Below are 22,717 nucleotides of genomic sequence, written 5' to 3' on the forward strand. Positions count from 1 at the left end.
TTATTGTCTCCAATTCTTTTTTATTTTTAGACCGAGGCTCGTTTCATAGTGAGCCTCGTTTCAGCCACGCAAAATTATTGACCTTGTGCGACTTGATCCTGCCAATCTAGTGTTGAGAACCAGTACTCATAACGTTCTTTCAACCAACCATCTTGAGTACGTGCTTCAATCCATTTATTAAAGAAGGCTTTCTTATCGTCTTCACCTAAGCGGACAGCAAAGGCTTCGTTTCCTTTTGAAAGACGCTCAGAAAATGGCAGGAATAACTTGTCGCTGTGCTTAACGGTTTCGTGCTCTGGTTTAGGGCTTGAGGCGATTACCGCGTGAGCATTACCATTTAGCACTTCCTGAAACGCCTGTGCATCATCATCAAACTGCAAAAGCTTTGCTTTAGGGAAATTTTCTCGTGCAACTTGAACGGTAAATGCCCCGCGACGAACCGCGATATTGACTCGGCGCGAGTCAAAGTCAGACAACTGAGTAAAACCAGACGCGAGCTCTTTGTTTGCCGCTACCTGTACGCCAGAGTGGGAATACGGTTCAGTAAACAACACGCTTTTTGAACGCTCAGGTGTGATTGACATACCACCGATAATGACATCAAACTTTTTAGCAAGAAGTGCGGGGATGATGCCATCCCAGGCGGTAGGGACAAACTCGACGTTCAAATCAGAATCGGCAGCCAGTCGTTTTGCTACGTCAATTTCAAAGCCGATGAGCTCCCCTTGTTTATTGCGCATTGCCCAAGGTACGAAAGTCGACATGCCAACGCGTAGCGTTCCTCTTTCTTTGATTTGATCTAAATTTGCAGTTGTAGATTCTTCACTTGCTAACGAAGGTAAAGAGAGAGCAAGCCCCAATATCGCAGTGATGGTCGCTTTGAATAACGTCATGTTATCTCCTTATAATTTGCGCCAACTGGCTCCTAATTTGTGCTCCAGCAACGCGGATAGGCCGGATAATGAGAGTGTGAGAGCAAGGTAAATCGCTGCCACAGTAAACCAAATTTCAAACGGCATTGCCGTCTCTGAGACAATATTTCTCGCTTCGGTTGTGAGGTCGAAAATAGCCATCACGCTGACGATGGAAGAGTTTTTTATCAGCGACACCACTTCGTTGGTTAATGGCGGCAATGTACGTTGCAGTACCTGAGGCAAGATAACGTCTTTATAACTATAGAATGATGAAAGGCCGAGCGTCTTTGCTGCTTCAAACTGGCCTTTGGGAATGCTGTTTAACCCCGCACGGAAGATCTCTGCGGTGTAAGCGCCTTGAAAAAGTGATAGCGCTAAAACGGCGGTGCTAAATCTGTCTAGCCCGATAACCGGGCCAAACACAAAGTAGAGTAGATAGATTTGAACTAATAATGGTGTGTTACGGATCAGCTCAACGTATGCGCTGCCAACGACATTCCCGATTTTTGAATCACTTAGCCGGAGTAGCGCTGTGACTAAACCGAATACTAAAGTGAAAAACAGACTGATGGCTGAGATTTTTAGTGTGACAACTAGACCGCTGATCAGCTCTGCAGACCACCATTCACCGTCTTCATAAAACGCGATGTAATCCGGCACGCGATCCCATTGCCACTGATAACCCATGGCTTGTGCGCCGGAGTCGAGTACCCAGATAATTGCAACAAACAGAATCACCATTTGCATGAGCGCTTGTAATGCTGGTTTAAATACTCGTCTTATCATCAATAACTTAAAATCTGGTTTAAAAACGCACGCGTTCTCGGGTGCTGAGGGCTATTAAATAAGGCCGCAGGGGAGTTGATTTCTACGATTTCGCCTTCATCCATAAACACGACTCGGTTTGCTACTTTTTTAGCAAATCCCATTTCGTGAGTCACACAAATCATGGTCACGCCGGTTTGCGCAAGCTCTACCATTACATCAAGCACCTCGTTGATCATTTCGGGATCTAGTGCTGAGGTTGGCTCATCAAATAATAGCAGGTCTGGTTCCATACAAAGGGAGCGTGCAATCGCAACTCTTTGTTGTTGCCCACCTGACAATTGAATTGGGTACTTCTCTGCTTGCTCTTCAATATCGACACGTTTGAGATAGTGACGTGCGCGCTGTTCCGCTTGTTGTTTTGAAAGTTTTAGTGTTCGCATGGGCGCGAGCATAAGGTTTTCGAGTACGGTCAGATGTGGAAAAAGGTGAAAGTGCTGAAACACCATGCCTATTTTTCCTGGCTTGATCCCTTTGTTGCGTGCGAGTTGTCCAAACACGTAAAGCTGACCCTCTTGTATCGACTCTAAGTCGTTAATACAGCGAATAAGCGTTGATTTCCCTGACCCTGACGGTCCACACACAACAACGATTTCACCTGAGTGGACAGAAAAGTTGATATCTTTGAGAGCGTGGTAATCACCATACCACTTGTTTACGTTGTTAAACTCAACGACGGGAGTAGTCTCTTTCAAAAGTTCACGCTTTTAGGGTAACGATGACTTAAACATAGCAAGTCATGAGCTTGATTTCAGTTAGTGTGAACACATATTTGAATAAGAATGGAACGATAGAGCTTTCTTCACACTGCGTCTAACAATGCCGATTATGCATTGATAACAGTTAGATAAGGGGTACGAATCACAATGGCTATAACCGACATCGTAATAAGAGTTTGCGCTGAGTAATAGGTCACCATGACTACCTGACGGGAAAAAATGGATTGACCGTCAAAGCGTCCGAACGCCAATACCATTCCGGAAATAACGAAGAGTAAACATCCCAATATAGCAAAGGATGAGGATTGAGTCTGACCACTTAAATAGTATTCCAGTGCCATCCAACTCATCGCCATCAAAACCAGTATATAGATTGCTACGGGTAATTTCTGCTTTCCCAGACTTGGTCTAAAAAATATATAAATACAACCACCTAAACCAAAGATGGCGATGGGTAACCAGGGTGTGATATGCCAAGCGGAGATGAGTGCAAAACTAAAACAGTAGGATAAATGGGCTAAGCAGAATGCACTGAATCCTAGCAGTGACTTGTTTCTGTGTGACATAAGCAAAATGTCTCCAAACAGGGAGAGCGACAGACCTAATAAAATCCATTGGGTGTAGGGTAGATGGGTAGCTTCGGATGTGATCAAAATGCCAATCATTAAGAGAAGCGGGAGCGGTTTTGATGCGTAAAACAGCCACTTCGGACCGTTACGAATACTCATAATATGCAAGGACGCCAATACGACAACGACTAGCCACATAGATTGTTCTCTTGAATAGACAAACTAAGCAGCATGGTGCTATCGCTCGAGCAAGATATCCAAGTAGGACACTAACTCTTTCATATTTTTATTTACGCTAAGCTGCCGCTTTAAAATTAAATTATTTTTAGTATTTTCGAGCTCTTAAGGAGTATTGCTTTTATTAACGTTACATTTAGCCTTAAAAGCCTAGATATCAAAACTCATATTTTTAAAGCGTAGCATAAAAAACGGTATTGTGGCTTTGTATACACAATACCGTAACGCTATATCAGTCGGTGTGAAAAACGCTCTTACGCGATGGCTAAATCAAGAATTTCGCGGCTAGTAGCAAGGTCAATGGCCTGGTTTTCACCAAGGACAGTCATTCCGTGTTTTTCTAATTGCTCGATAACCGTATCAATTGCCTGCTGACGGTTATCACCGTAATTTTCAAGTTTGGTTGCAACACCTAATTGGTGATAAAAATCTTCAATCAACTGAACAGTGCGCTCAGCAAGATCATCACTCGCTTCTAACGCAAATACATTTCGGCCCATTTGTTCTAGCTTCGCTCGCTTGAACTTCATTTGGTTGCGAAGTAGAGATGGTTGAATGATCGCAAGTGATCGCGCGTGATCGACGCCCCAAACTGCAGTCAATTCGTGACCGATCATGTGTGTCGCCCAATCGTGAGGCACACCGCTACCAATGAGACCGTTCAGCGCCTGATTCGCTGACCACATAAGGTTTGCACGCCATTTGTCGTCATCGCGCTCGGAAAATTGTTCACCTAGTGTTTTTAGCGTTTTTAGCAAGGTCTCTGCGTACCCGTCTTGTACCATTGCACCTGTTGGTAACGTTAAGTACTGTTCACAAACGTGTACCCAAGCATCCACAATACCGTTGATTAACTGGCGTTCTGGCAGTGTTTTCATCACATCTGGGTCAAGAACGGCAAATTTTGGTTGTACCGCCGGTGACATGAACGGAAGTTTATCTTGAGTTTCTGCTTTAGTGATAACAGCACCCATGTTGGATTCAGAGCCCGTTGCAGGTAGTGTTAAAATCGCTGCTAACGGTAGCGCTTCTTCTACTTGATGTTGACCAATCAGGATATCCCAACCGTCACCATCATATTTAGACGCTGCTGCCACGTACTTCGAACCATCAATAACAGAACCACCACCCACAGCAAGAATAAAGTCGATGTTTTGTGCTTTCACAATCTCTACGGCTTTGTCTAACGTTTCTTTGGTCGGGTTTGGCTCTACGCCAGAGAACTCTAACCACTCATGGCCTTGTAGCGCATCCGCTACTTGATCATAAACACCATTCTTCTTGATAGAACCACCACCGTATATGACCAGTACTTTTTGGTCTGCAGGGATGGCTTCTTTAATTGAAGCGATTTGGTTCTGACCAAAGTAAATTTTGGTCGGGTTGACATAAGAAAAGTTCATTACAGGCCTCTTGTTTCTTTGTTGAGGAGATTGAATACGTGCATATTAGTACTGTGTGATGGGAAGTAGTAGGCTCATTTCTGGAAATAACTTGCCTATTTCTACAAAATTAATCGTCGCCTGATAGAATATATTGCTTAAGTGAGTGTATATTACTCAATATCACCGCAAAATGAGAAAAGTATGGTTACTTGTGGAGGGTCTGGATGAATTCATTAGCAGAAATTATGAAGCAGTATGTTGATCAGCATGATTTACATGAACTGGAAGGGATCAAACAAACCGCGATTGAAGGGGTATGGTTTTATCGCAGTAGTAAGGGAAACAACCGGCAGCCGTTTGTTTATCAATCTGGGATCATTGTTTTAGGCCAAGGGCACAAAAACATCCATATAGGTTCGACACCTGTTCAATATGGTCCAGATGACTATCTTGTCGTTGGTGTGCCGATGCCATTGGAGTGTGAAGCGTTTGCATCCAACGACGAGCCATTGTTGGGAATCTCAATTGACATCTCACCAGCGCTATTGAACAAACTCGTCAAAAAACTAGAAGCTCAAAATTACAGTAATACCTGCTCAGATAGCTCTCTATGTGGACTTAAATCCGTCAAAATGAACTCGAGTATGCTGGATGCGTGTAAAAGATTGATGAGTGCACTTTGCAATGAGCTGGACGTGGCAATTTTAGGTGATCTTCTACTCGAGGAAATCGTGTATCGCACCTTAGTCAGCAAGGAAGGGTATGTGTTATTTGAGCTCGCGCATCTGGAGGGCTCCTATGCAAGGGTAGCAAAAGCGCTAACCCGTGTTCATCAGGCATACCATGAACAACTCAACGTACAGACGCTCGCGGAAGAAGCGAACATGAGTATTTCTGCATTTCATCAGGCATTTCGTAGCGTGACGCTTGAATCTCCTTTGCAATACATCAAAAAAGTGCGACTTAATAAAGCTCGTGACTTAATTCAATTAGAAGGACGGAGAGTGAATGATGCGGCTCGACTGGTGGGTTACAGCAGTCCGTCCCAGTTCAGTCGTGAGTACAAGCGCCACTTTAATGAAACGCCAAGAGCAACAAAGTCTTAGTGATCTTGAGTCAAAAATTATAACTTTTTTCGCCTATTTTATTAATTTGCGACGGACTTATTTATTTGAGCTAAAAAATTAGCGATTGCTGCCAAGTGATTGATACATATTTGCAACATTGTAGTGGATTGTTGCGAAGTGACACCGAAAATTGATCACAGTGAGAGGTGATTTTTAAAAACTGTACTTAAGTTATTTTACTTCGAAATAAAAGTGTAAATGCGTGCTACAAGCACGTTTGTTTATTTTTTAACAATAACTTAAGGAAAAGGGAAAATGCACCTTAAAAACGGGAAAGCAGTGAAAAGTGTTTTTACGCTTAGTACGCTGACGGCTTCTTGTCTCATGGCTTTCAACAGTTATGCTGCCGTTGATTGCTCTCCATTGGAGGTTTGGGAGTCATCAACAATTTATACAGGTGGTGAGCAGGTTAAGTTCGAAGGTAATGGATACGAAGCGCGCCATTGGACACAGAATAATAACCCTTCACAGTCTGGTGAGTGGGGGGAATGGGAAAACTTGGGGGCTTGTGAAAATACAGACCAGGTTGAACCACCACAAAACACCGCCCCAACGATTGCCTTGACTTCACCTTCTGCGTCAGACACCGTTTTCGTAGGGGAAGTTGTAACTTTATCTGCTGATGCGGCAGACTCAGACGGCACAATAAGTAAAGTAGAATTCCTTGTCGATGGTGTCATTGTTGGACAGTCCAATTCAGCGCCTTTCTCAGCCTCTTGGACTGCCACAGAAGGGCAACATAATTTCTCCACATTGGCATATGATGATGCTGGTGCGGTGAGTTCAGCAAGCAGTGTCACCCTCACTGTTCAAAATTCTCAAGCGAGTAACGAAGCGCCAACCGTTGATCTCACGCTTTCAACATCCTCAATAGAGTTAGGTGGTAGTGTAACGTTGACTGCCAATGCAGCCGATGCCGATGGTACCGTGACTAAAGTTGATTTTTACATTGCAGGCGTATTGGCAGGAACCGCGACAAGTGCACCATACTCTTTAGACGTTACTCCTTCACAATCGGGTTCTCTGGCGGTCTATGCAAAAGCGACAGATGATGCTGGTGCCGCTACAGATTCTTCATTACTCACTCTGAATGTGGATGGTGGCTCAGTGGCATCTAACTGTCGTCCGGATGGGTTATATCAAACTTCTGGTGTCGACGTTCCTTATTGTACGATCTACGACGAAGAAGGGCGTGAGAAGATGGGCGCAGATCATCCTCGTCGTGTGATTGGTTACTTCACCAGTTGGCGTAGTGGTGATGACCCACAGTCTACGTATCTTGTAAAAGACATTCCATGGGAGCAACTAACTCATATCAACTACGCGTTCGTCAGTATTGGCTCTGATGGCAAGGTTAATGTGGGTGATGTCAATGATCCAGCCAACCCTGCAACCGGAAAAACGTGGCCTGGTGTAGAAGTCGATCCTACTTTGGGTTTCCAAGGTCACTTTGGTGCACTGGCAACCTATAAGCAAAAACATGATGTTAAGACGTTAATCTCAATCGGTGGTTGGGCAGAAACCGGTGGCCATTTTGATACCACTGGTGAGCGTGTTGCAGACGGTGGTTTCTACACTATGACAACCAATGCTGACGGCTCAGTTAATCACGCAGGCATTGAGAAGTTTGCGTCATCTGCTGTGGAAATGATGCGTAGGTATAAATTCGATGGATTGGATATTGATTACGAATACCCAACATCGATGGCTGGTGCTGGCAACCCTTACGATACAGATTTTATGGAGCCAAGACGTGCGTACCTTTGGGCCTCTTACCAAGAGTTGATGAAAGTACTGCGCGAGAAGTTAGATGCGGCTTCGGCACAGGATGGTATTCATTACATGTTGACCATTGCCGCACCGTCATCAGGCTACTTACTGCGCGGCATGGAAACGTTCGACGTAACTAAGTATCTGGACTACGTAAACATTATGTCGTACGACTTACATGGTGCCTGGAACGACCATGTCGGTCACAATGCTGCACTGTTTGATACCGGGAAAGACTCGGAGCTTGCTCAGTGGAATGTGTATGGTACGGCAGCTTATGGTGGCATCGGTTACCTGAACACGGATTGGGCTTACCATTACTTCCGTGGATCTATGCCAGCAGGCCGAATTAACATTGGTGTTCCTTACTACACTCGTGGCTGGCAAGGCGTCACTGGCGGTGAAAATGGCTTATGGGGCCGTGCTGCGCTACCTAACCAGTCTGAATGTGCGGCAGGTACAGGCGAAGGTGAAAGCAACAATTGTGGTCATGGTGCGATGGGTATTGACAACATGTGGCATGATCTAGACCCAGCCGGAAACGAAATGGGGGCCGGTTCTAACCCTATGTGGCATGCGAAGAACTTGGAGAAAGGTATCTGGGGTTCTTACGCTGAGGCATACGGTCTTGATCCTGTAAATGATCCTACTGACCAGCTCGTCGGCACGTACACTCGTCATTATGATGACGTAGCGGTAGCCCCGTGGTTGTGGAATGCAGATAAGAGTGTATTCCTGTCTACGGAAGATAAAGCATCCATCGAAGTTAAAGCGGACTACGTTATCGACAAAGAGATCGGTGGCATTATGTTCTGGGAACTAGCAGGTGACTACAACTGTTATCTAATTGATGAAAACGGTAACCGAACTTCTGTCGATGCAACCGAGCAAGCGTGTGCTGCGGGGAATGGTGAATATCACATGGGTAACACCATGACAAAAGCCATTTACGACAAGTTTAAATCCGCAACACCATACGGTAATAAAGTTGCTACGGGTGCGCTTCCGACAGAAGCCGTCGATATCACAGTGAGCGTTGGCGGCTTTAAAGTTGGTGACCAAAACTACCCAATTAACCCTAAAATTACCTTTACCAACAATACTGGCCAAGCTATTCCCGGAGGTACCGAGTTCCAGTTTGATATTCCTGTATCCGCGCCGGACAATGCGAAAGACCAGTCTGGTGGTGGTTTGAAAGTTATCGCTTCTGGCCATACTCGTGCAAACAACATTGGTGGTTTGGATGGCGTAATGCATCGTGTCTCTTTCTCACTACCTACGTGGAAAGAACTTCCTGCAGGCGGAACCTATGAGTTAGACATGGTTTATTACCTGCCAATTTCGGGGCCAGCGAACTATACGGTTATTTCCGGCGGTAAAGAGTTTGCGTTTAAATTCGAGCAGCCAGACTTGCCAATTGGTGATTTAACCTCGGGCACGGGTGGGGGTGGCGGTACGACAGAGCCAGGAACTTGTGACACTGCCGGTCTGGTAACATATCCAGACCTTCCTCAAACGGATTGGGCTGGTAATCCAAGCCATGCCAATCAAGGTGATAAGGTGATCTACGACGGTGTGGTATACCAAGCAAACTGGTGGACGTCTTCTGTGCCGGGTAGTGATGGTAGCTGGTCTACGGTATGTAATATCTAAGATTTTTATGATAACTAACACAAAAGCGCACGATATCAATCGTGCGCTTTTTTTGATTAAGCAGAAAGAGTCGATGAATTAAAACGTATAACTTTCAGGAACAACGACAATCCCTTTCTCTGAAATTCGGAACCTTTTAGCGTCTTCTACTTTATTTAGTCCAATTTGAGTGTTCGGTGGGATTCGAACGTGTTTGTCGATGATGCAGTTAACTAGCTGGCAACCTTCACCAACTTCAACATCATCAAAAAGAATGCTGTCTACGACGGTCGCGCTGTCTTTTATGCGAACGTTGGAGGAAATAATGGAGTGCTGTACTGAGCCTCCAGAATTCACCACACCATTGGCAATGATAGAGTTGATGAAAATGCCTTCATTACCTGTTGCGGATGATACGGTTCGTGCTGGTGGAAATTGTGGCTCATAAGTACGAATGGCCCAGTTCGACTGGTATAAATTCATTGGCGGAACGGGTTCTAATAAGTCCATATTGGCTTCAAAGAACGAGTCAATCGTACCAACATCTCGCCAGTAGCAGTCCTTATCAACACGTCCTTTGCTGCCGCAAAACTTGTAAGCGTATACCGATTCTGAATCAATTAATTTCGGAATGATGTCTTTACCAAAGTCATGGCTTGAGTTTTCATTATTTGCATCTTCGCGAAGCGCTTCTTTAAGTACGTCCATATCAAAAATGTAAATGCCCATGGACGCAAGACTCTTAGAAGGATCTTCAGGCAGAGTAGGCGGATTTGATGGTTTTTCTATAAAGGACTTAACCAGCCCATTTTCCGCAGTACCAATCACGCCAAACGCCGTCGCTTCTTCTACTGGTACATCCATACACGCGACGGTAAGTTTAGCGCCTTTTTCTTTGTGCTCTTCCAGCATGGCCGCGTAATCCATTCGGTAGATGTGGTCGCCAGATAATACAACGACGTATTTTGCATCATTTCGGGACAACAACCACAAGTTGTGATAGATGGCGTCTGCGGTACCTTCATACCATGCACCACCTTTGCGCATTTGAGGAGGGACGGCGGTGATGTATTCACCAAGCTCTGGGTTAAAGATCGACCAACCATCACGAAGGTGCTTCTGTAGTGAGTGAGACTTGTATTGTGTGAGGACTAAGATTTTTCTTAAACCTGAATTTAGACAGTTAGTTAGAGTGAAGTCGATGATGCGATATTTACCACCAAATGGTACAGCCGGCTTGGCGCGGTCATCAGTCAGTGGGCTAAGTCTGGAGCCCACACCTCCAGCTAAAATTACGGCGAGTGCGTCTTGCATAATGTTCCCTTTCCCTTGTAATACATGACCCAAAATAGTGCTGAACCGGGGAGAGGTGGTTCCAAGCAAACGGCATTTTGAATGACAGGTATTAGTGTGTTTATGTTCTAATGCAACTTTAGTACAAGAATCGAGCCATAGAATAAATTTTTATAAATCAATAAGATTAATTTAAACACAGACAAATAATGCCCTATTTTAGGGAAGGGTAAAAATAGTGTGCACCATATTGATGCACTGGAAAGAGTGTTTAAAAGTATGAAGAATTTACAATGTAAAGTAATGCCGAAACAATGAGATAGAGAGCGATATACGCTCTCTATAATGAAGTTTAATTTAAATGACAGGAGGATGTGATGTTATGACAAACCAATAATGTTGCCTTCCTCATCTAAATCCAAGTTCATAAAAGCAGGTTTGTCCGGAAGCCCTGGCATCGTCATCACACTGCCTGATAGTGCATAAATGAACCCTGCGCCAGCGCATAAACGTAATTCACGTATTGGAACCGTAAATCCACGCGGAGCCCCTTTGACGCTGGAGTCGGTAGTGATAGAAAGTGGCGTTTTCGCAATACACACTGCGAGGTCATTAAAACCTAAAGCTTCAAACCTCTTAAGCTGTGAAATGCTCAGATCACTCAATTCGACATTTGACGCGCCATACCCAGCTTCACAAACCGACATTAATTTCTCTTCCAGCTTTTGTTCTTTTGTATAAAGCGGGCGGAAATCCGTTTGAGTATTACATGCTTCTACCACAAATTGAGCGAGCTCTACGGTACCTTCACCACCGTTTGAGAAAGCGGTACTGATGGCCACATTGACACTTGGGTCATAGTCACGAATCATCTGACGCAGTACTGAGAGTTCCTGTTCGCAGTCTTGCGGAAACTGGTTGATCGCGACAACGGCAGGAAGGCCGTATTTCTTAACGTTATTGATATGCCACTTCAGGTTTTCAAATCCGGCTTCTAGCGCTGGCTTATCGGGGTTAAATATCGATTCAGGAATAGCAGTGCCCGGGCGAAGATCATAATGCCCCGAATTCGCTTTTAGGCCACGTAAGGTGGCAACAATCACCACACAATCAGGAGCGTGGTTTGAGGCTGCTGCTTTAATATTACATGCTTTCTCCAGCCCCATATCCGATCCAAAACCGGCTTCAGTTACAGTGTAACTAGAAAGTTTTAGTGCAATTTCATCAGCGATGATAGAAGAGTTGCCGTGAGCAATATTCGCAAAGGGACCAGCGTGAATAAGAGTAGGGACACCTTCTAAAGTCTGCATTAGTGTAGGCGCAATGGCTTCTTTCAACGTTACAGCCATAGCACCCGCGACTTGAAGGTCTTCAGTCGTCACCGGATGGCCATCTAAATCACAAGCAACAACAATTCGTCCGATTCGTTTACGCAGGTCTGCTAAATCTTTGGCGAGTGCAATGATTGCCATGAGTTCTGATGCGGCAGAAATGTCGAAACCTTCGCTTCTTTCGATGCCATTAATGGTTTTACCTGGTTCGTTTAGACCAATTTTTACCATGCGTAGTGCGCGATCATTATGATCCATTACGCGCTTCCATGTGATACTGTCGACATCTATTTTTAATGCTTTTAAACCAGTACGAGCTTCGAATGCGTCGTAGCCTTCACGTTGCTCGTGGTATAGACGGGCATCTAGCGCGGCTGATGCAAGGTTATGAGCAGCGGTAACGGCGTGAATATCGCCAGTTAAATGTAAGTTTAACTCTTCCATCGGTGCGACTTGAGAGTAACCACCGCCGGCCGCACCACCTTTGATTCCAAATACTGGTCCCATTGAAGGCTGTCTGATGCAGGCCATCACGGATTGGTTTAACTTTGCTAACCCTTGTGCAAGGCCGATAGTTGTGACTGTCTTACCTTCGCCGAGTGGCGTTGGTGTTATGGCCGTGACTAATACTAATTTACCGTCTTTGTTTTCTTTGAGACGGTTTAAACATCTTGGATGAACTTTGGCTTTGTGTTTGCCGTGCGTATCATATTCATCAGGCTGTAAACCTGCATTCGCGGCAATAGTATCGATTGAGGATAGAGGGGTGTTTCGGCAAATTTCAATGTCGGACTGCATGGATGCTCCCAAAGTGACTAAACCGTAGTGCATAAAGCGAAGGCATTGCTGTTACGCAATCGTTTGCGCGAGAATAATACTGGTAAAAAACCAACTGTAAAGAATTTAATGCGAATCTTTGCGGTGCATATTAGCAAAAACAACTAAACACTGCTCTAGATCAAAACAAAAAGGCCACCAAAAGGTGACCTAAGTGAATTTTTACACTGAAAATCAGGCTATTAGCGATCCCAGTATGCCTCTTCTAAACTGTCTTCGCGTTCAGGAAGTGCACGAGACAGGCGAGGAGAGTGCTGTGTTAATACTTCATAACTCACTCGGTTTGCGTATTTACAAATTTGGGAAAGCGAAGAGTATGTTAAGCAGCGTACTTCGTGCTTTTCTGAACCTGGCACTTCTTTCTGGTGGAATGAGTTTGCTGCCATATCATGCAGAAGTGCGGAAAGTGCTGCATCGCCAGCACCATTGGTATTCTTAATTTCCAGAGGTCCGCCTAAGTATGGGCCAATGTGAGAGTACACTTTCATCGCATTTTTACAGTCAGATTTGCGCATTGCTCGGCTAAATTCGTATTGATTGAATTCACCAATGCTGCTTTCCAAAATGTCATGCGTGGTTTCACGCTTCACTGTTTCGTCAGTGTAGCCCGCCATGTACAAGCCATTTGGACCTGCGGTGCACAGAACTAGATCGACCCAATCAAGCGTTTTATCGGCTGCTGCTAGTGGATCGGTTAATCCAGTTAGAGCCGCGCCTTCTTCTTCATTCATAGCAACTACAGATACATTTTCACGAATGTATTCCTGCCACCATTCAGCGTTGCCTTCGATCACGTATTTCGTCCCTAACGTCAGTACAACCGGGACATCATGCTTTTTAGCAAAATCGATCGCTTTCTGTACCGCTTGTGGCATTGGATCTTCTTTTTTGCCACGCATTAGATAAGAAGAGACGACCAACGCTGATGCTTTGCTGAATACTTCTTCTGGGATGCTTTCTGGTAGAAGTTGGTTCATGTGACCTTCGTTTATCGCAAAGGTACGCTCGCCATCTTGAGAAATAAGGGTATAGCAACGACCAATAGGGCCATCTACTGTTTGTAGATGATTAAGGTTCATGCGAGAAGACGTCTTACATAGGTATCGGTATGCAAATGAACCTACTTGAATGTTTCTAGACATTACACCCAATAGCACTGATTTACTGTCTGCAAGTACTGAGTAGTTGTGCAGCGTATTACCAATGGTATCTCCAGGATATTGGTGCGTAATCAGGCCTTGTTCAACCAGCTCTTCGTACAGAGCATCGGCTTTGTTCTCTTCAAGAACGAGAGAGTGTCCTTTACTTAAGTTGTACTTCTCTAAAAACGCATCGTCTACACGCGCTTCGATATCGACGATGGTTTGGCCTACACCGACAATCGTTGGACGATATAACTTTGGTGTTTGTCGAATTTGGTTAACGATTGGATCACGAGCGTGAGTTGGAAAGTAGTGTTTAGATTTACGCTGGCCAGGAAACTTCATGCTTGTTCTTGAGTGAGAAAAAAAGAGGCGGGATTGTATCACATAAAAATGAAATTAAACTGGTTTTGTTGCAAGAAAACTTGCCCACCAACACATTATGGTGGGCTTTCGAAGGATAATTGAGGAGGTATTAATTGGCTTTTGCTTGTGTCGGCTCGACGTAAGCTTTTGTTCCCCAGAGTGGCACAGTTGATAGACTGTGTTTGAAGCTCCCTGACGTCTCCTTTGTAGAGTATGAAAGGTACATCAGCGTTTGATTTTCTGGATCATAAATGCGTCGAATCTTCATCGACTTAAAGAAGATACTCTTTGACTTCTTAAAGACGACATCGCCAGATTTACTCTTATCAATCCTGGCTAGCATTTCAGGCGTGATTTCACCGGTTTGGCGACAAGAGATAGAGCTATCACTTGGGTCAGCAAGACTGAAATCCGCTTCAATACTGGCAACGTGACAAGTCACCCCCGGTACTTCGGGATCGACAAGCGTATTGAGTTTGATGTCTTTCATAGTAAACATGCCCAGTGATACATCACCAACTTCATCACTACCACAGCCGGCAAGCAGGGTTAGTAAGCTTAAAGCAAGTATGCGTTTTTTCATTATTTTGGCCTTCATGAGAAAAGTTTGTGGATTTAATCTATCAGACGTTAGCGAGTAAAACAAAATTTGGCGTTACCTCAGGACTTTAGCTAGGTTTGTTATAGGCTTCATGCTAAGGTACAGCCTCAAAACGAAGCTACGCGATACGACTTTTAAGTTCAGAGGTATCCCACACGGATTTTGTTGTCGATACAAGACGCAATTTGCTTTCGCTTTTGACTTGCTACTACTTTGTAGCCTGTGATTGTTAAGGTATGTAAATGAATGAAATACAGTTAGCCAGCATAGAACGCAAGAACGCGTGGCTGCATGATCTGGTCGAAGTCGAGTTTCCTACACCCGAAAGTTTGAAAGGGCGAGACATCTACTTTCAAACGCTAAAACAGCAACAATACCAAATCGTTGATAAAGACTCGTTGTTGGCCGGTGAGGCGGAGTGCAAAACTGACGATATCTTCCTCGTAGATTTCCATCGATTGACCATTATGTTTTCACTTCTTCAATCGCAGCGCTGGGATAAGCAATACGATAAAGACATGGTGGTTGAATACCTGACTCAAATCATTTTGACACCAGATTTTGAACTGTATGTCGGTTTTAAAGACGGAAGTCCTATTGGCGCTGCTATCACTAGCCATTTTGAAGGCAATACACTCATTTCAGATGTCGCTGTTTCTGATGTAATAGAGAAAAGCCAATTTGAGTCTGATCTAGCGAAGCGATTAGATAACGAAGCAAAACTTTGTGAGACAGTAATTATCGAGCGTTAACACATTCATCGCCATCTCTATAACGCAGCATCGCTAACCCTTTAATAACTGACGAAACTTTGCAATCAAGCGCCAAATTCTAATGTTATACGTGTTGCTGCGTTCGAACATTTTCCCCCTTCTCTACAGCTCTGGTCATTGGCTCTCGCAATATATCGAACATCCTATTAAAAAGTTCACACTTTTAACGGTAACTAGATAGAAATCGGTGATCTTGATTTAAAAAAAGATAATTCTTCGAATTCATTTTTGCGAAATGCAGAGTTCATCGTTTAAACAATCCTAAACTCAAATATTATTGTTCTACAAAACAAAATAAGCTCAGCAATATTTTTAACGTGTTTGGGGGAAGGTAATGGCAATTAATAATGTTAAGTGCGTGATTTTTGATTGTGATGGAACACTGGTCGATAGTGAGCGTTTGTGTTGTCAGGCTTTAGTTCATGTATTCAACCAGTACGGTGCTGAACTCACTATCGATGAATGCGTGTCTCACTTCAAAGGTGGCAAACTCGCCGACATTTTAAGAGATACCAAAGCGTTAATGAATATTAATGTGCCGATTGACGTACTCGAACCCGAATATCGCCAGGAACTACAAAAGCTTTTCGTTCGACACTTACAACCTATGGATGGTGCCAAACAACTGCTGAACTTTTTTGATTCGCATAACATTGAATATTGCGTCGCTTCTAATGGTCCGAAAGACAAAATAGAATATGCTTTGGAACTGACAGGGTTACTGGATTCTTTTAAAGGCAAAGTGTTTTCCGCGTTCGATGCAAATAGCTGGAAGCCTGAGCCAGATTTGCTGATGTACTCAGCAATGAATATGGGATTTTTACCCAGCGATTGTCTCTATATAGATGACACGCCTAAAGGTGTAGAAGCTGGAATAAATGCTGGTATCAAAACAGTGCATCTATTTAATGGTGAAGACATTAACCGTGTCGACGACGAACGCGTAATAAAAATTCAGCATTTTGATGAATTAAAAGAGCAGTTGTTAGGCTGCTCTATATAAGGCATACATCGTAATCAAACCAGTAGTTAGTGACATATGCGACTTAAACTGTGGATGTGTTTAACTTTGGATTGTAAGTAAGGCGTTCGATGTAAACATTGGATTGAAGAAAAGCTTTTCGTATGAAAACCGCAAGCCGCGCAAGTGAACTTTTCGCCATCCGAAGAAATTAAATATTCATCGCATTGGCATAGTGGACAGGTAAGGTTTTCGTTTTCGTTTTCGTTTTCGTTATTGTCTGTATCTTTGTAATTATTCATATTGTTTTTCCAGCAGCAAATGGAATCTACATGTTCAAGCATAGCGGAACACAATCTTGATGAACATTCTTTCATCAGGTACTAATTGAACTTTCGATTCACTTCAAATATTTCAATTAGGTCGACAGTTTGTAAATGTTGGGTTAACAAAATCGAAATGAAAATAAGCCAGATAAACACACTGGGCTCTTTTTAGGAGCCCAGTCATTATTACTTGGTACGATAACGAAGAAGTACCTCTCCCAAATCAACAGACGCTTTGGTTAAATTCGCAACCCCGATTGTTGACTGTTGCGCCACTTCTCTAATCGTGCTGGATTGTGAGCGAATGTCTGTGAGCTCCGATGCAATGTCGTTGGCGACAGCACTTTGCTCTTCTGCTGAAGTAGAAATTTGGATACTCATGTCCATTAATGAACGCGCTGAATCAGCAATTGAAGAAATGTCATGACCAATTTCATCAATTAGATGGCTACTGGTTTGCGCCTGTTTAACTGTACGTTCAGTGATAGATGCGATGTTTTGGCTTTCAGTATGCAGCTTCTCAATCATTGCCTGAATCTCTACAGTAGCTTGCTGCGTGCGGCTGGCTAGTGTGCGTACTTCATCCGCGACAACGGCAAAACCACGGCCTTGTTCACCCGCTCGAGCGGCTTCGATGGCTGCATTAAGCGCAAGTAGATTAGTTTGTTCAGAAATCGCATTAATGGTTGTGATTACCTCATTAATTTGCGTTGTGTTCTCATTTAAATGGGTAACAGATTTCGCTGCTTGCTCAATGAAAGAAGATAAGGTTTCTATCTCGCCAATAACATTTTGTACGCGGCCACGACTTTGCTCAATTTTGTGCGCATCCTGATCGGATTGTGAGGTCGCTTGTTGCGAGATACTTGAAACTTCTTTAGCAGAAGCCGTCATTTCTTCCATTGCCGTCGCGACAGAATCGAGCGTTTGATACTGATGAGATATCTGAGTTTCGCTCAATTGCATGTCTTTTTCGAAAGCTGAAGACGTTTCACTTAACGTGGACGCGTTATTTTTAACACTATTAACTAGCTCCGTCAGCGTATCCATTGATTTGTCGAGTGCGCAACCAATGGTACCGAATTCGTCTCGGCCCGGATGAAAGCCTAAGCGAGACGTCAGATCACCTTCACCAATTTTTTGAGTCGTAGTGTAAAGCACCCAAAGTGCACCTCCGATGAAAGTAGCAACCCAGTAACAAAACAAGGCAAATGGAAGAACCCAAATAAAGCTAAGCAGCAGCGAGGTTAGGGCATTAGACTTAACTTGTTGATATTCTGTACTTCTATCTTCGGTTAATTTAATCACTTCCCCGTTGTTAGTGTGTGAATAAACAGTGACAGACCCGTCTATGAATAGACTCTGCTGTTGGCTATTTGCTTCTGTGATTCCATCGACTTGATAGATATTGCTTGGTTTTGCGTCGAGGATCCCCGAAAGTTTCGCCTGTGCAGAAATGATTGCTTGATGTTCAAACTGGTTGATTTCGTTGTAGTAACGGCTCCCTGCAACCGAAGTTAGAGCCAGCAGAAACAGTAGGAAGATAACCCAGACTTTGTCATTTATAGACATCTTAATAAAGAGTCGATCTATAGTTCTAAACTCAACTTCTCTCATTTAACACTCCGTTTGAGATATAAGGTATTTCATCTCGTTATCGTCAGTGTTGAGGAAAACATGAGAGCCAAATCATTAAAAAATGTAATATCTATAACGTTAATTTAATTATATGTGACATAAGTCAACTTATATGGCGGCGCTAGACATTGGCTTTGGGTCATTTGTCCGTTAAAAACAAGCAGTGAGCTGAGAGCTTACCGATATGCAAACGATTACCTTTGATGTTGCTCATAGGAAATTAAATCTTTACTTTTCGCTGTCATGAATGTGTCATATAAAGATTATAAAAAGGATTCACTGACATAGATTGTCAGTAGGAAGAAGCAAGTACGCTTCAAATTAAAACAAAGGAGGTCACAATGAGCGACCAATACCAAAACGATGAGAACCTAGAGCTACTAGATGCAATGGAAATTGGCATCATCTTGTCGGATTACTTTGGCTCAGAAAACGAATCTGAGTAGAGTGTCACTTAATTATCAACGCTGTGCTCAAGACGTTATACTAAGTTCATGTTACATCAAGCCTAACGGCAATATGGCGTCTAATGAACTTTCTTGCCCATCTACACATCGCAGATCACTGTAACAGCCATTTATTGGGGAATTTGCTTGGAGACTTCGTGAAAGGGGATCCAAGCAAACAGTATCAAACTGATATTTCTAATGGCATCAAACTTCATCGGTTTGTCGACCGTATAACAGACCATCATCCTATCGTTGAAGCGTGCAAGCCTCACTTTACTGGTGTTTCGCGACGCTTCGCTCCCATTGCTCTTGATATGTTTTGGGATCACTGTTTAGCTAAACAGTGGTCTGCGTTTCACCACCATTCTCTGGATAAATTTGTAAATGCTGCCTACCAGCGCGTTGACAGAGACGTTTGCGAGCAATTGCCAGAGCGTTTTCTTGTTCTGCATAGCAGGATGTGGACGGGTGGATGGCTTCAGTCCTATCAGGATTTAGAAAATATCGAATTTGCTCTGCATCGTATGTCCCAAAGAAGTCCTAGAATGTCAGATCTGACGACTACTTTCGCGGTATTAGATGAACAATATGCGACCTTAGAGGCTAAATTTCCGCTTCTATACCACGATGTGCTTCGACAAGCCTTTGAGTTCCACCAGCAATTAATCAATGCATAGAGTGTAAAGGTAGTATGGTCTGGAGTGCTCTGGTAAACTCTGCGCTCCAAAAATTATGAGGTTTATCATGTCCGTTAATTTTGCTGACCTTGGCATTGAACAAAATCTGGTGGAAACTCTGAGCACATTAAACATCGTGACTCCGACACCGGTGCAAGAAAAGTCGATTCCCCATGTTCTGGAAGGAAAAAACCTGCTCGCTGCTGCACAAACGGGTACTGGTAAAACGGCTGCGTTTGGACTGCCTATTATTCAAAGCGTACAGCAAGAAAAACTGAACGGAACGCCAAAAGCTCTAATTTTGGTACCTACGCGTGAACTCGCTCAACAAGTCTTCGAAAGTTTGTCTCAGTACGCGTCACAGACGGCATTACGCATTGTTTGTGTATATGGTGGTATCAGTATTGGTGTTCAGAAGAAAAAACTTGAGGATGGCGCGGACATTCTGATTGCGACACCTGGACGCTTGCTGGATCATTTGTTTAACGGCAATGTAAACATCTCAAAGACGAATACGCTTGTACTCGATGAAGCTGATCGTATGTTAGATATGGGATTTTGGCCTGATTTGCAAAGAATTCTGCGCCGCTTGCCAGATGAAAAACAGATCATGCTATTTTCCGCAACGTTTGAAAAGCGCATTAAAACCATTGCTTATAAGCTGATGGATTCTCCGGTTGAAATTGAAGTTACTCCACCAAACACGACCGCTGAAACGGTTACACAGATCGTTTATCCCGTCGACAAGAAGCGTAAACGTGAATTACTCGCCTATTTAATTGGTTCAAAAAACTGGCAACAAGTGCTGGTGTTTACCAAAACAAAACAGGGTAGTGATGAACTGGCGAAAGAGTTAAAGCTAGATGGCATAAAAGCTGTGTCTATTAATGGTGATAAATCACAAGGCGCTCGTCAACGCGCATTGGATGAATTTAAACAGGGTAAAGTACGTGCATTGATTGCGACTGATGTCGCAGCCCGAGGGCTTGATATTCAGGAACTAGAGCAAGTAATTAACTTTGATATGCCATTTAAAGCTGAAGATTACGTACACCGTATTGGTCGTACAGGTCGAGCGGGTAATTCTGGACTTGCCGTATCCTTAATGAGCCGAGACGAAGAGTATCTGTTGCATGCGATTGAAAACTTACTGGATCAGCGATTGCCACAAGAATGGTTGGCGGGTTTTGAACCTAGTTTAATCGAAGAGGTCGAGCCTGAACGTCACGGTGGTGGTGGCCGTAAAAGTCGCTCGGCAGAAAAACGAAAACTTAAAGCCAAGTTAGCTATCCATAAAAATCGTGGTAAAAACCGTCGATAACTTAGTTTTTGGTGGGTTAAGTTTATTGATAACTTAGATTCGTTGATAAACTTAAGTAATTGGTTCATTTGGTAAATATCAAATCAACTAGGCTGTTTTCGCTTGATCATAAACGGCTAACGTTTCTGGAAGTGCAAGGTAATAGCCTTGATACATATCGAAGCCGAGTTTCTTCATTAAATTAAGTTGATGCTCGGTTTCAATTCCTTCGATAACGGTTTTCGCGCGTAAGTTTTTTGCCAATAAAAGCGCACTTGTCAGTGCAGACAGGTCGCCATGTTCGTATTTAACCAGTAACGAGCGATCCATCTTAATGATGTAAGGTTGAACAGATTCAACTCGCTCTATTGTCGATGCATTAACCCCATAATCGTCTATCGCAAGCTTAAAGCCGCACTTGCTGAGTTCTTGCGTTGATTGATAAAAACAGGATTCATCGTTCGCATCTAACTCGATTAATTCCAGCACAATCTGCTCTGTTTTCAAATGAGACTGACTGATGGTTTGCTTGAGCGCCTGACAGTATGACATGTCCTGTAACATCATTTCTGCTGCTTTAGGAAGCACATTAAGGAAGAGCTTCTTATGTTGGTAGCGCGATTGGCCAAAGTTCTTTATGTGTATCAAGCGACTTAAACGTTCGACATTAAATTGGTCTGAAACCGGAATGCTTTCTGACTGGAAAAAATAGTCCGGGCGGATCATCGAGCCGTCAATATCGGTGATTCTTACCAGAGCTTCCAGACCAACAATAGAATGATCCTTTTGATAAATGGGTTGAAATACGCTTTTCAGTGTTAAATTTTGATATTTTGCGATGTACTGTCCATCTGCCTGTTTAGAAATGCAGCAAGTAAGCTGCGAGATACTCATCATTATTACAACCTAAATTAATGCTTATCATCGATGCGAGTACATCAAGCTTCATTGATTATAAGAATCTAAGCGCGCGCGACCTGATGAGGCAAGCTAGTTAGTTAGTGTTAATAAGATTTATCGAGCGGTATCAAACAAATGTATAGATAGATTGATAAGGTACGTATTCCCATATTTAAGCTACCACTGCAATACGGCGTATAGCTGGAGATATTTTCGAACAAGTTGCTGTTTGTTTGATCGGCGTAATGGGTGGCCAAATTTGATATAGCATGGGTTGATATCAAAGCGAGAATTGAGCGATTGCGTAAGCTGTGACTCACTGGTGTATAAAGTAATACCTTGTTCAGTATACTCATTTATTGGGTCTGGTAACTCTCCCATCCACCAATGTAGTAGCTCCCTGCTGGTTTTGCTTCTACTTATCCAGTGATCACAAACCAGGAAAAGTAAATCGTTAGGCTGTAACGCGTAGCCATATTCACTTTGCCACTCGGTTATCGAAGCAAGCATTTTTTCGCGACAAGGTTTACCCGCACTGACCATGTGATAACTCAAAACCCACACGGTGCCAATCTCTGAAGTAATGCGGTAATGGTGGGGAAGGTCGGGAGCATTAAGTACTTCAAGTGATTTAATGACACTGCTGTGGCCAAAGTGACGAAGCGTATGCTCCATCCGCCTTGAAAACGCGAGACCTAAATGATGTTCACTCATCCCTTGGTTGTGAACCGCAGGGTAGTGCTTTTCGCAGATCTTGAGGCAGTCTTCCTGAAAATCATTAACACTTTGTATTACTAAGTCGAGTAGCAAAGAAAATCCCTTAACGGTTATAAAAACGATGAGCAAAAATTAGCATAGTCTTTTTAGCATAGACTAAGTTGAATCGGCAACTTCTTGATCTAAACATCAAAATTAGGAATTCTATCCATCAATATCTTAGATAGT

At 43.4% G+C, this 22,717-nt stretch carries 18 protein-coding genes; 6 read left to right on the forward strand and 12 right to left on the reverse strand.

What is annotated here, in order from left to right; genetic code table 11:
* Window positions 1-74: 74 nt before the first annotated feature.
* The 5 genes from VER99_RS22355 to VER99_RS22375 form a co-directional block, all read right to left on the reverse strand.
* A complete protein-coding gene (locus tag VER99_RS22355) occupies window positions 75-893 on the reverse strand; it encodes a transporter substrate-binding domain-containing protein (RefSeq protein ID WP_020334933.1) in 819 nt (272 codons plus the stop codon).
* Window positions 894-902: 9 nt separating this feature from the next.
* Window positions 903-1,700 (reverse strand): amino acid ABC transporter permease, encoded by a 798-nt coding sequence (locus VER99_RS22360; RefSeq protein WP_020334932.1) that lies wholly within the window; start codon window positions 1,698-1,700, stop codon window positions 903-905.
* Window positions 1,700-2,434, reverse strand: a complete 735-nt coding sequence (locus VER99_RS22365; protein WP_020334931.1) for an amino acid ABC transporter ATP-binding protein — start codon at window positions 2,432-2,434, stop codon at window positions 1,700-1,702. The genes VER99_RS22360 and VER99_RS22365 overlap by 1 nt, the downstream gene beginning before the upstream one ends.
* A gap of 131 nt (window positions 2,435-2,565) precedes the next feature.
* The gene (locus VER99_RS22370; RefSeq protein WP_020334930.1) at window positions 2,566-3,225 is read right to left on the reverse strand and encodes a lysoplasmalogenase; all 660 of its coding nucleotides are present in this window, start codon (window positions 3,223-3,225) and stop codon (window positions 2,566-2,568) included.
* Window positions 3,226-3,518: 293 nt separating this feature from the next.
* On the reverse strand, window positions 3,519-4,667 hold the full coding sequence (locus VER99_RS22375; protein WP_020334929.1) for an iron-containing alcohol dehydrogenase: 1,149 nt from the start codon (window positions 4,665-4,667) through the stop codon (window positions 3,519-3,521).
* A 206-nt stretch (window positions 4,668-4,873) separates the two neighbouring features.
* Here VER99_RS22375 and VER99_RS22380 point away from each other — a divergent pair, with 206 nt between their 5' ends.
* Both VER99_RS22380 and VER99_RS22385 read left to right on the forward strand, forming a co-directional pair.
* Entirely contained in the window at window positions 4,874-5,755 is an 882-nt protein-coding gene (locus VER99_RS22380; protein WP_324707815.1) for an AraC family transcriptional regulator, read from the forward strand.
* 276 nt (window positions 5,756-6,031) lie between these two features.
* The gene (locus VER99_RS22385; protein ID WP_020334927.1) at window positions 6,032-9,199 is read left to right on the forward strand and encodes a chitinase C-terminal domain-containing protein; all 3,168 of its coding nucleotides are present in this window, start codon (window positions 6,032-6,034) and stop codon (window positions 9,197-9,199) included.
* A gap of 78 nt (window positions 9,200-9,277) precedes the next feature.
* Here the strand turns inward: VER99_RS22385 and glgC are convergent, their stop codons facing one another.
* The 4 genes from glgC to VER99_RS22405 form a co-directional block, all read right to left on the reverse strand.
* Window positions 9,278-10,492: a glucose-1-phosphate adenylyltransferase gene (gene glgC / locus VER99_RS22390; protein ID WP_020334926.1), complete on the reverse strand. Its 1,215-nt coding sequence runs from the start codon at window positions 10,490-10,492 to the stop codon at window positions 9,278-9,280.
* Between the two features lie 359 nt (window positions 10,493-10,851).
* Window positions 10,852-12,600 (reverse strand): formate--tetrahydrofolate ligase, encoded by a 1,749-nt coding sequence (locus VER99_RS22395; RefSeq protein ID WP_020334925.1) that lies wholly within the window; start codon window positions 12,598-12,600, stop codon window positions 10,852-10,854.
* A 221-nt stretch (window positions 12,601-12,821) separates the two neighbouring features.
* Entirely contained in the window at window positions 12,822-14,126 is a 1,305-nt protein-coding gene (locus VER99_RS22400; protein WP_014234279.1) for an inosine/guanosine kinase, read from the reverse strand.
* 130 nt (window positions 14,127-14,256) lie between these two features.
* Window positions 14,257-14,730 carry a CreA family protein gene (locus VER99_RS22405; protein ID WP_020334924.1) on the reverse strand — a complete coding sequence of 158 codons (474 nt, stop codon included), beginning with the start codon at window positions 14,728-14,730 and terminating at the stop codon, window positions 14,257-14,259.
* A gap of 260 nt (window positions 14,731-14,990) precedes the next feature.
* On the opposite strand from VER99_RS22405, the gene VER99_RS22410 reads away from it, so the two are divergent.
* Window positions 14,991-15,500 carry a hypothetical protein gene (locus VER99_RS22410; RefSeq protein ID WP_014234277.1) on the forward strand — a complete coding sequence of 170 codons (510 nt, stop codon included), beginning with the start codon at window positions 14,991-14,993 and terminating at the stop codon, window positions 15,498-15,500.
* A gap of 355 nt (window positions 15,501-15,855) precedes the next feature.
* A complete protein-coding gene (locus VER99_RS22415) occupies window positions 15,856-16,524 on the forward strand; it encodes an HAD-IA family hydrolase (protein ID WP_020334921.1) in 669 nt (222 codons plus the stop codon).
* A 470-nt stretch (window positions 16,525-16,994) separates the two neighbouring features.
* Here VER99_RS22415 and VER99_RS22425 read toward each other — a convergent pair whose 3' ends face one another.
* Entirely contained in the window at window positions 16,995-18,425 is a 1,431-nt protein-coding gene (locus tag VER99_RS22425; protein WP_020334920.1) for a methyl-accepting chemotaxis protein, read from the reverse strand.
* A gap of 550 nt (window positions 18,426-18,975) precedes the next feature.
* Here VER99_RS22425 and VER99_RS22430 point away from each other — a divergent pair.
* Together VER99_RS22430 and VER99_RS22435 are read left to right on the forward strand one after the other, a co-directional pair.
* Window positions 18,976-19,572, forward strand: a complete 597-nt coding sequence (locus tag VER99_RS22430) for an acyl carrier protein phosphodiesterase (protein WP_020334919.1) — start codon at window positions 18,976-18,978, stop codon at window positions 19,570-19,572.
* A 67-nt stretch (window positions 19,573-19,639) separates the two neighbouring features.
* Window positions 19,640-20,893 carry a DEAD/DEAH box helicase gene (locus VER99_RS22435; RefSeq protein ID WP_020334918.1) on the forward strand — a complete coding sequence of 418 codons (1,254 nt, stop codon included), beginning with the start codon at window positions 19,640-19,642 and terminating at the stop codon, window positions 20,891-20,893.
* Between the two features lie 87 nt (window positions 20,894-20,980).
* On the opposite strand, the gene VER99_RS22440 is transcribed toward VER99_RS22435, so the two are convergent.
* Entirely contained in the window at window positions 20,981-21,769 is a 789-nt protein-coding gene (locus VER99_RS22440; protein WP_020334917.1) for an EAL domain-containing protein, read from the reverse strand.
* A gap of 180 nt (window positions 21,770-21,949) precedes the next feature.
* A complete protein-coding gene (locus tag VER99_RS22445) occupies window positions 21,950-22,582 on the reverse strand; it encodes a hypothetical protein (RefSeq protein WP_014234270.1) in 633 nt (210 codons plus the stop codon).
* Window positions 22,583-22,717: the final 135 nt, after the last annotated feature.

This window comes from Vibrio natriegens NBRC 15636 = ATCC 14048 = DSM 759, from assembly GCF_035621455.1.
In the GTDB taxonomy this organism is placed as follows: Bacteria; Pseudomonadota; Gammaproteobacteria; order Enterobacterales; family Vibrionaceae; genus Vibrio; species Vibrio natriegens.

Excerpts from the sequence above, each read along its gene's own strand:
- VER99_RS22355 (WP_020334933.1), bottom strand. The coding sequence starts at position 893 with ATGACGTTATTCAAAGCGACCATCACTGCGATATTGGGGCTTGCTCTC.
- VER99_RS22440 (WP_020334917.1), bottom strand. The coding sequence starts at position 21,769 with ATGATGAGTATCTCGCAGCTTACTTGCTGCATTTCTAAACAGGCAGAT.
- VER99_RS22400 (WP_014234279.1), bottom strand. The coding sequence starts at position 14,126 with ATGAAGTTTCCTGGCCAGCGTAAATCTAAACACTACTTTCCAACTCAC.
- VER99_RS22395 (WP_020334925.1), bottom strand. The coding sequence starts at position 12,600 with ATGCAGTCCGACATTGAAATTTGCCGAAACACCCCTCTATCCTCAATC.
- VER99_RS22425 (WP_020334920.1), bottom strand. The coding sequence starts at position 18,425 with ATGAGAGAAGTTGAGTTTAGAACTATAGATCGACTCTTTATTAAGATG.
- VER99_RS22385 (WP_020334927.1), top strand. The coding sequence starts at position 6,032 with ATGCACCTTAAAAACGGGAAAGCAGTGAAAAGTGTTTTTACGCTTAGT.
- VER99_RS22435 (WP_020334918.1), top strand. The coding sequence starts at position 19,640 with ATGTCCGTTAATTTTGCTGACCTTGGCATTGAACAAAATCTGGTGGAA.
- VER99_RS22380 (WP_324707815.1), top strand. The coding sequence starts at position 4,874 with ATGAATTCATTAGCAGAAATTATGAAGCAGTATGTTGATCAGCATGAT.
- VER99_RS22430 (WP_020334919.1), top strand. The coding sequence starts at position 18,976 with ATGAACTTTCTTGCCCATCTACACATCGCAGATCACTGTAACAGCCAT.
- VER99_RS22360 (WP_020334932.1), bottom strand. The coding sequence starts at position 1,700 with ATGATAAGACGAGTATTTAAACCAGCATTACAAGCGCTCATGCAAATG.
- VER99_RS22370 (WP_020334930.1), bottom strand. The coding sequence starts at position 3,225 with ATGTGGCTAGTCGTTGTCGTATTGGCGTCCTTGCATATTATGAGTATT.
- VER99_RS22405 (WP_020334924.1), bottom strand. The coding sequence starts at position 14,730 with ATGAAAAAACGCATACTTGCTTTAAGCTTACTAACCCTGCTTGCCGGC.
- VER99_RS22375 (WP_020334929.1), bottom strand. The coding sequence starts at position 4,667 with ATGAACTTTTCTTATGTCAACCCGACCAAAATTTACTTTGGTCAGAAC.
- VER99_RS22415 (WP_020334921.1), top strand. The coding sequence starts at position 15,856 with ATGGCAATTAATAATGTTAAGTGCGTGATTTTTGATTGTGATGGAACA.
- glgC (WP_020334926.1), bottom strand. The coding sequence starts at position 10,492 with ATGCAAGACGCACTCGCCGTAATTTTAGCTGGAGGTGTGGGCTCCAGA.
- VER99_RS22410 (WP_014234277.1), top strand. The coding sequence starts at position 14,991 with ATGAATGAAATACAGTTAGCCAGCATAGAACGCAAGAACGCGTGGCTG.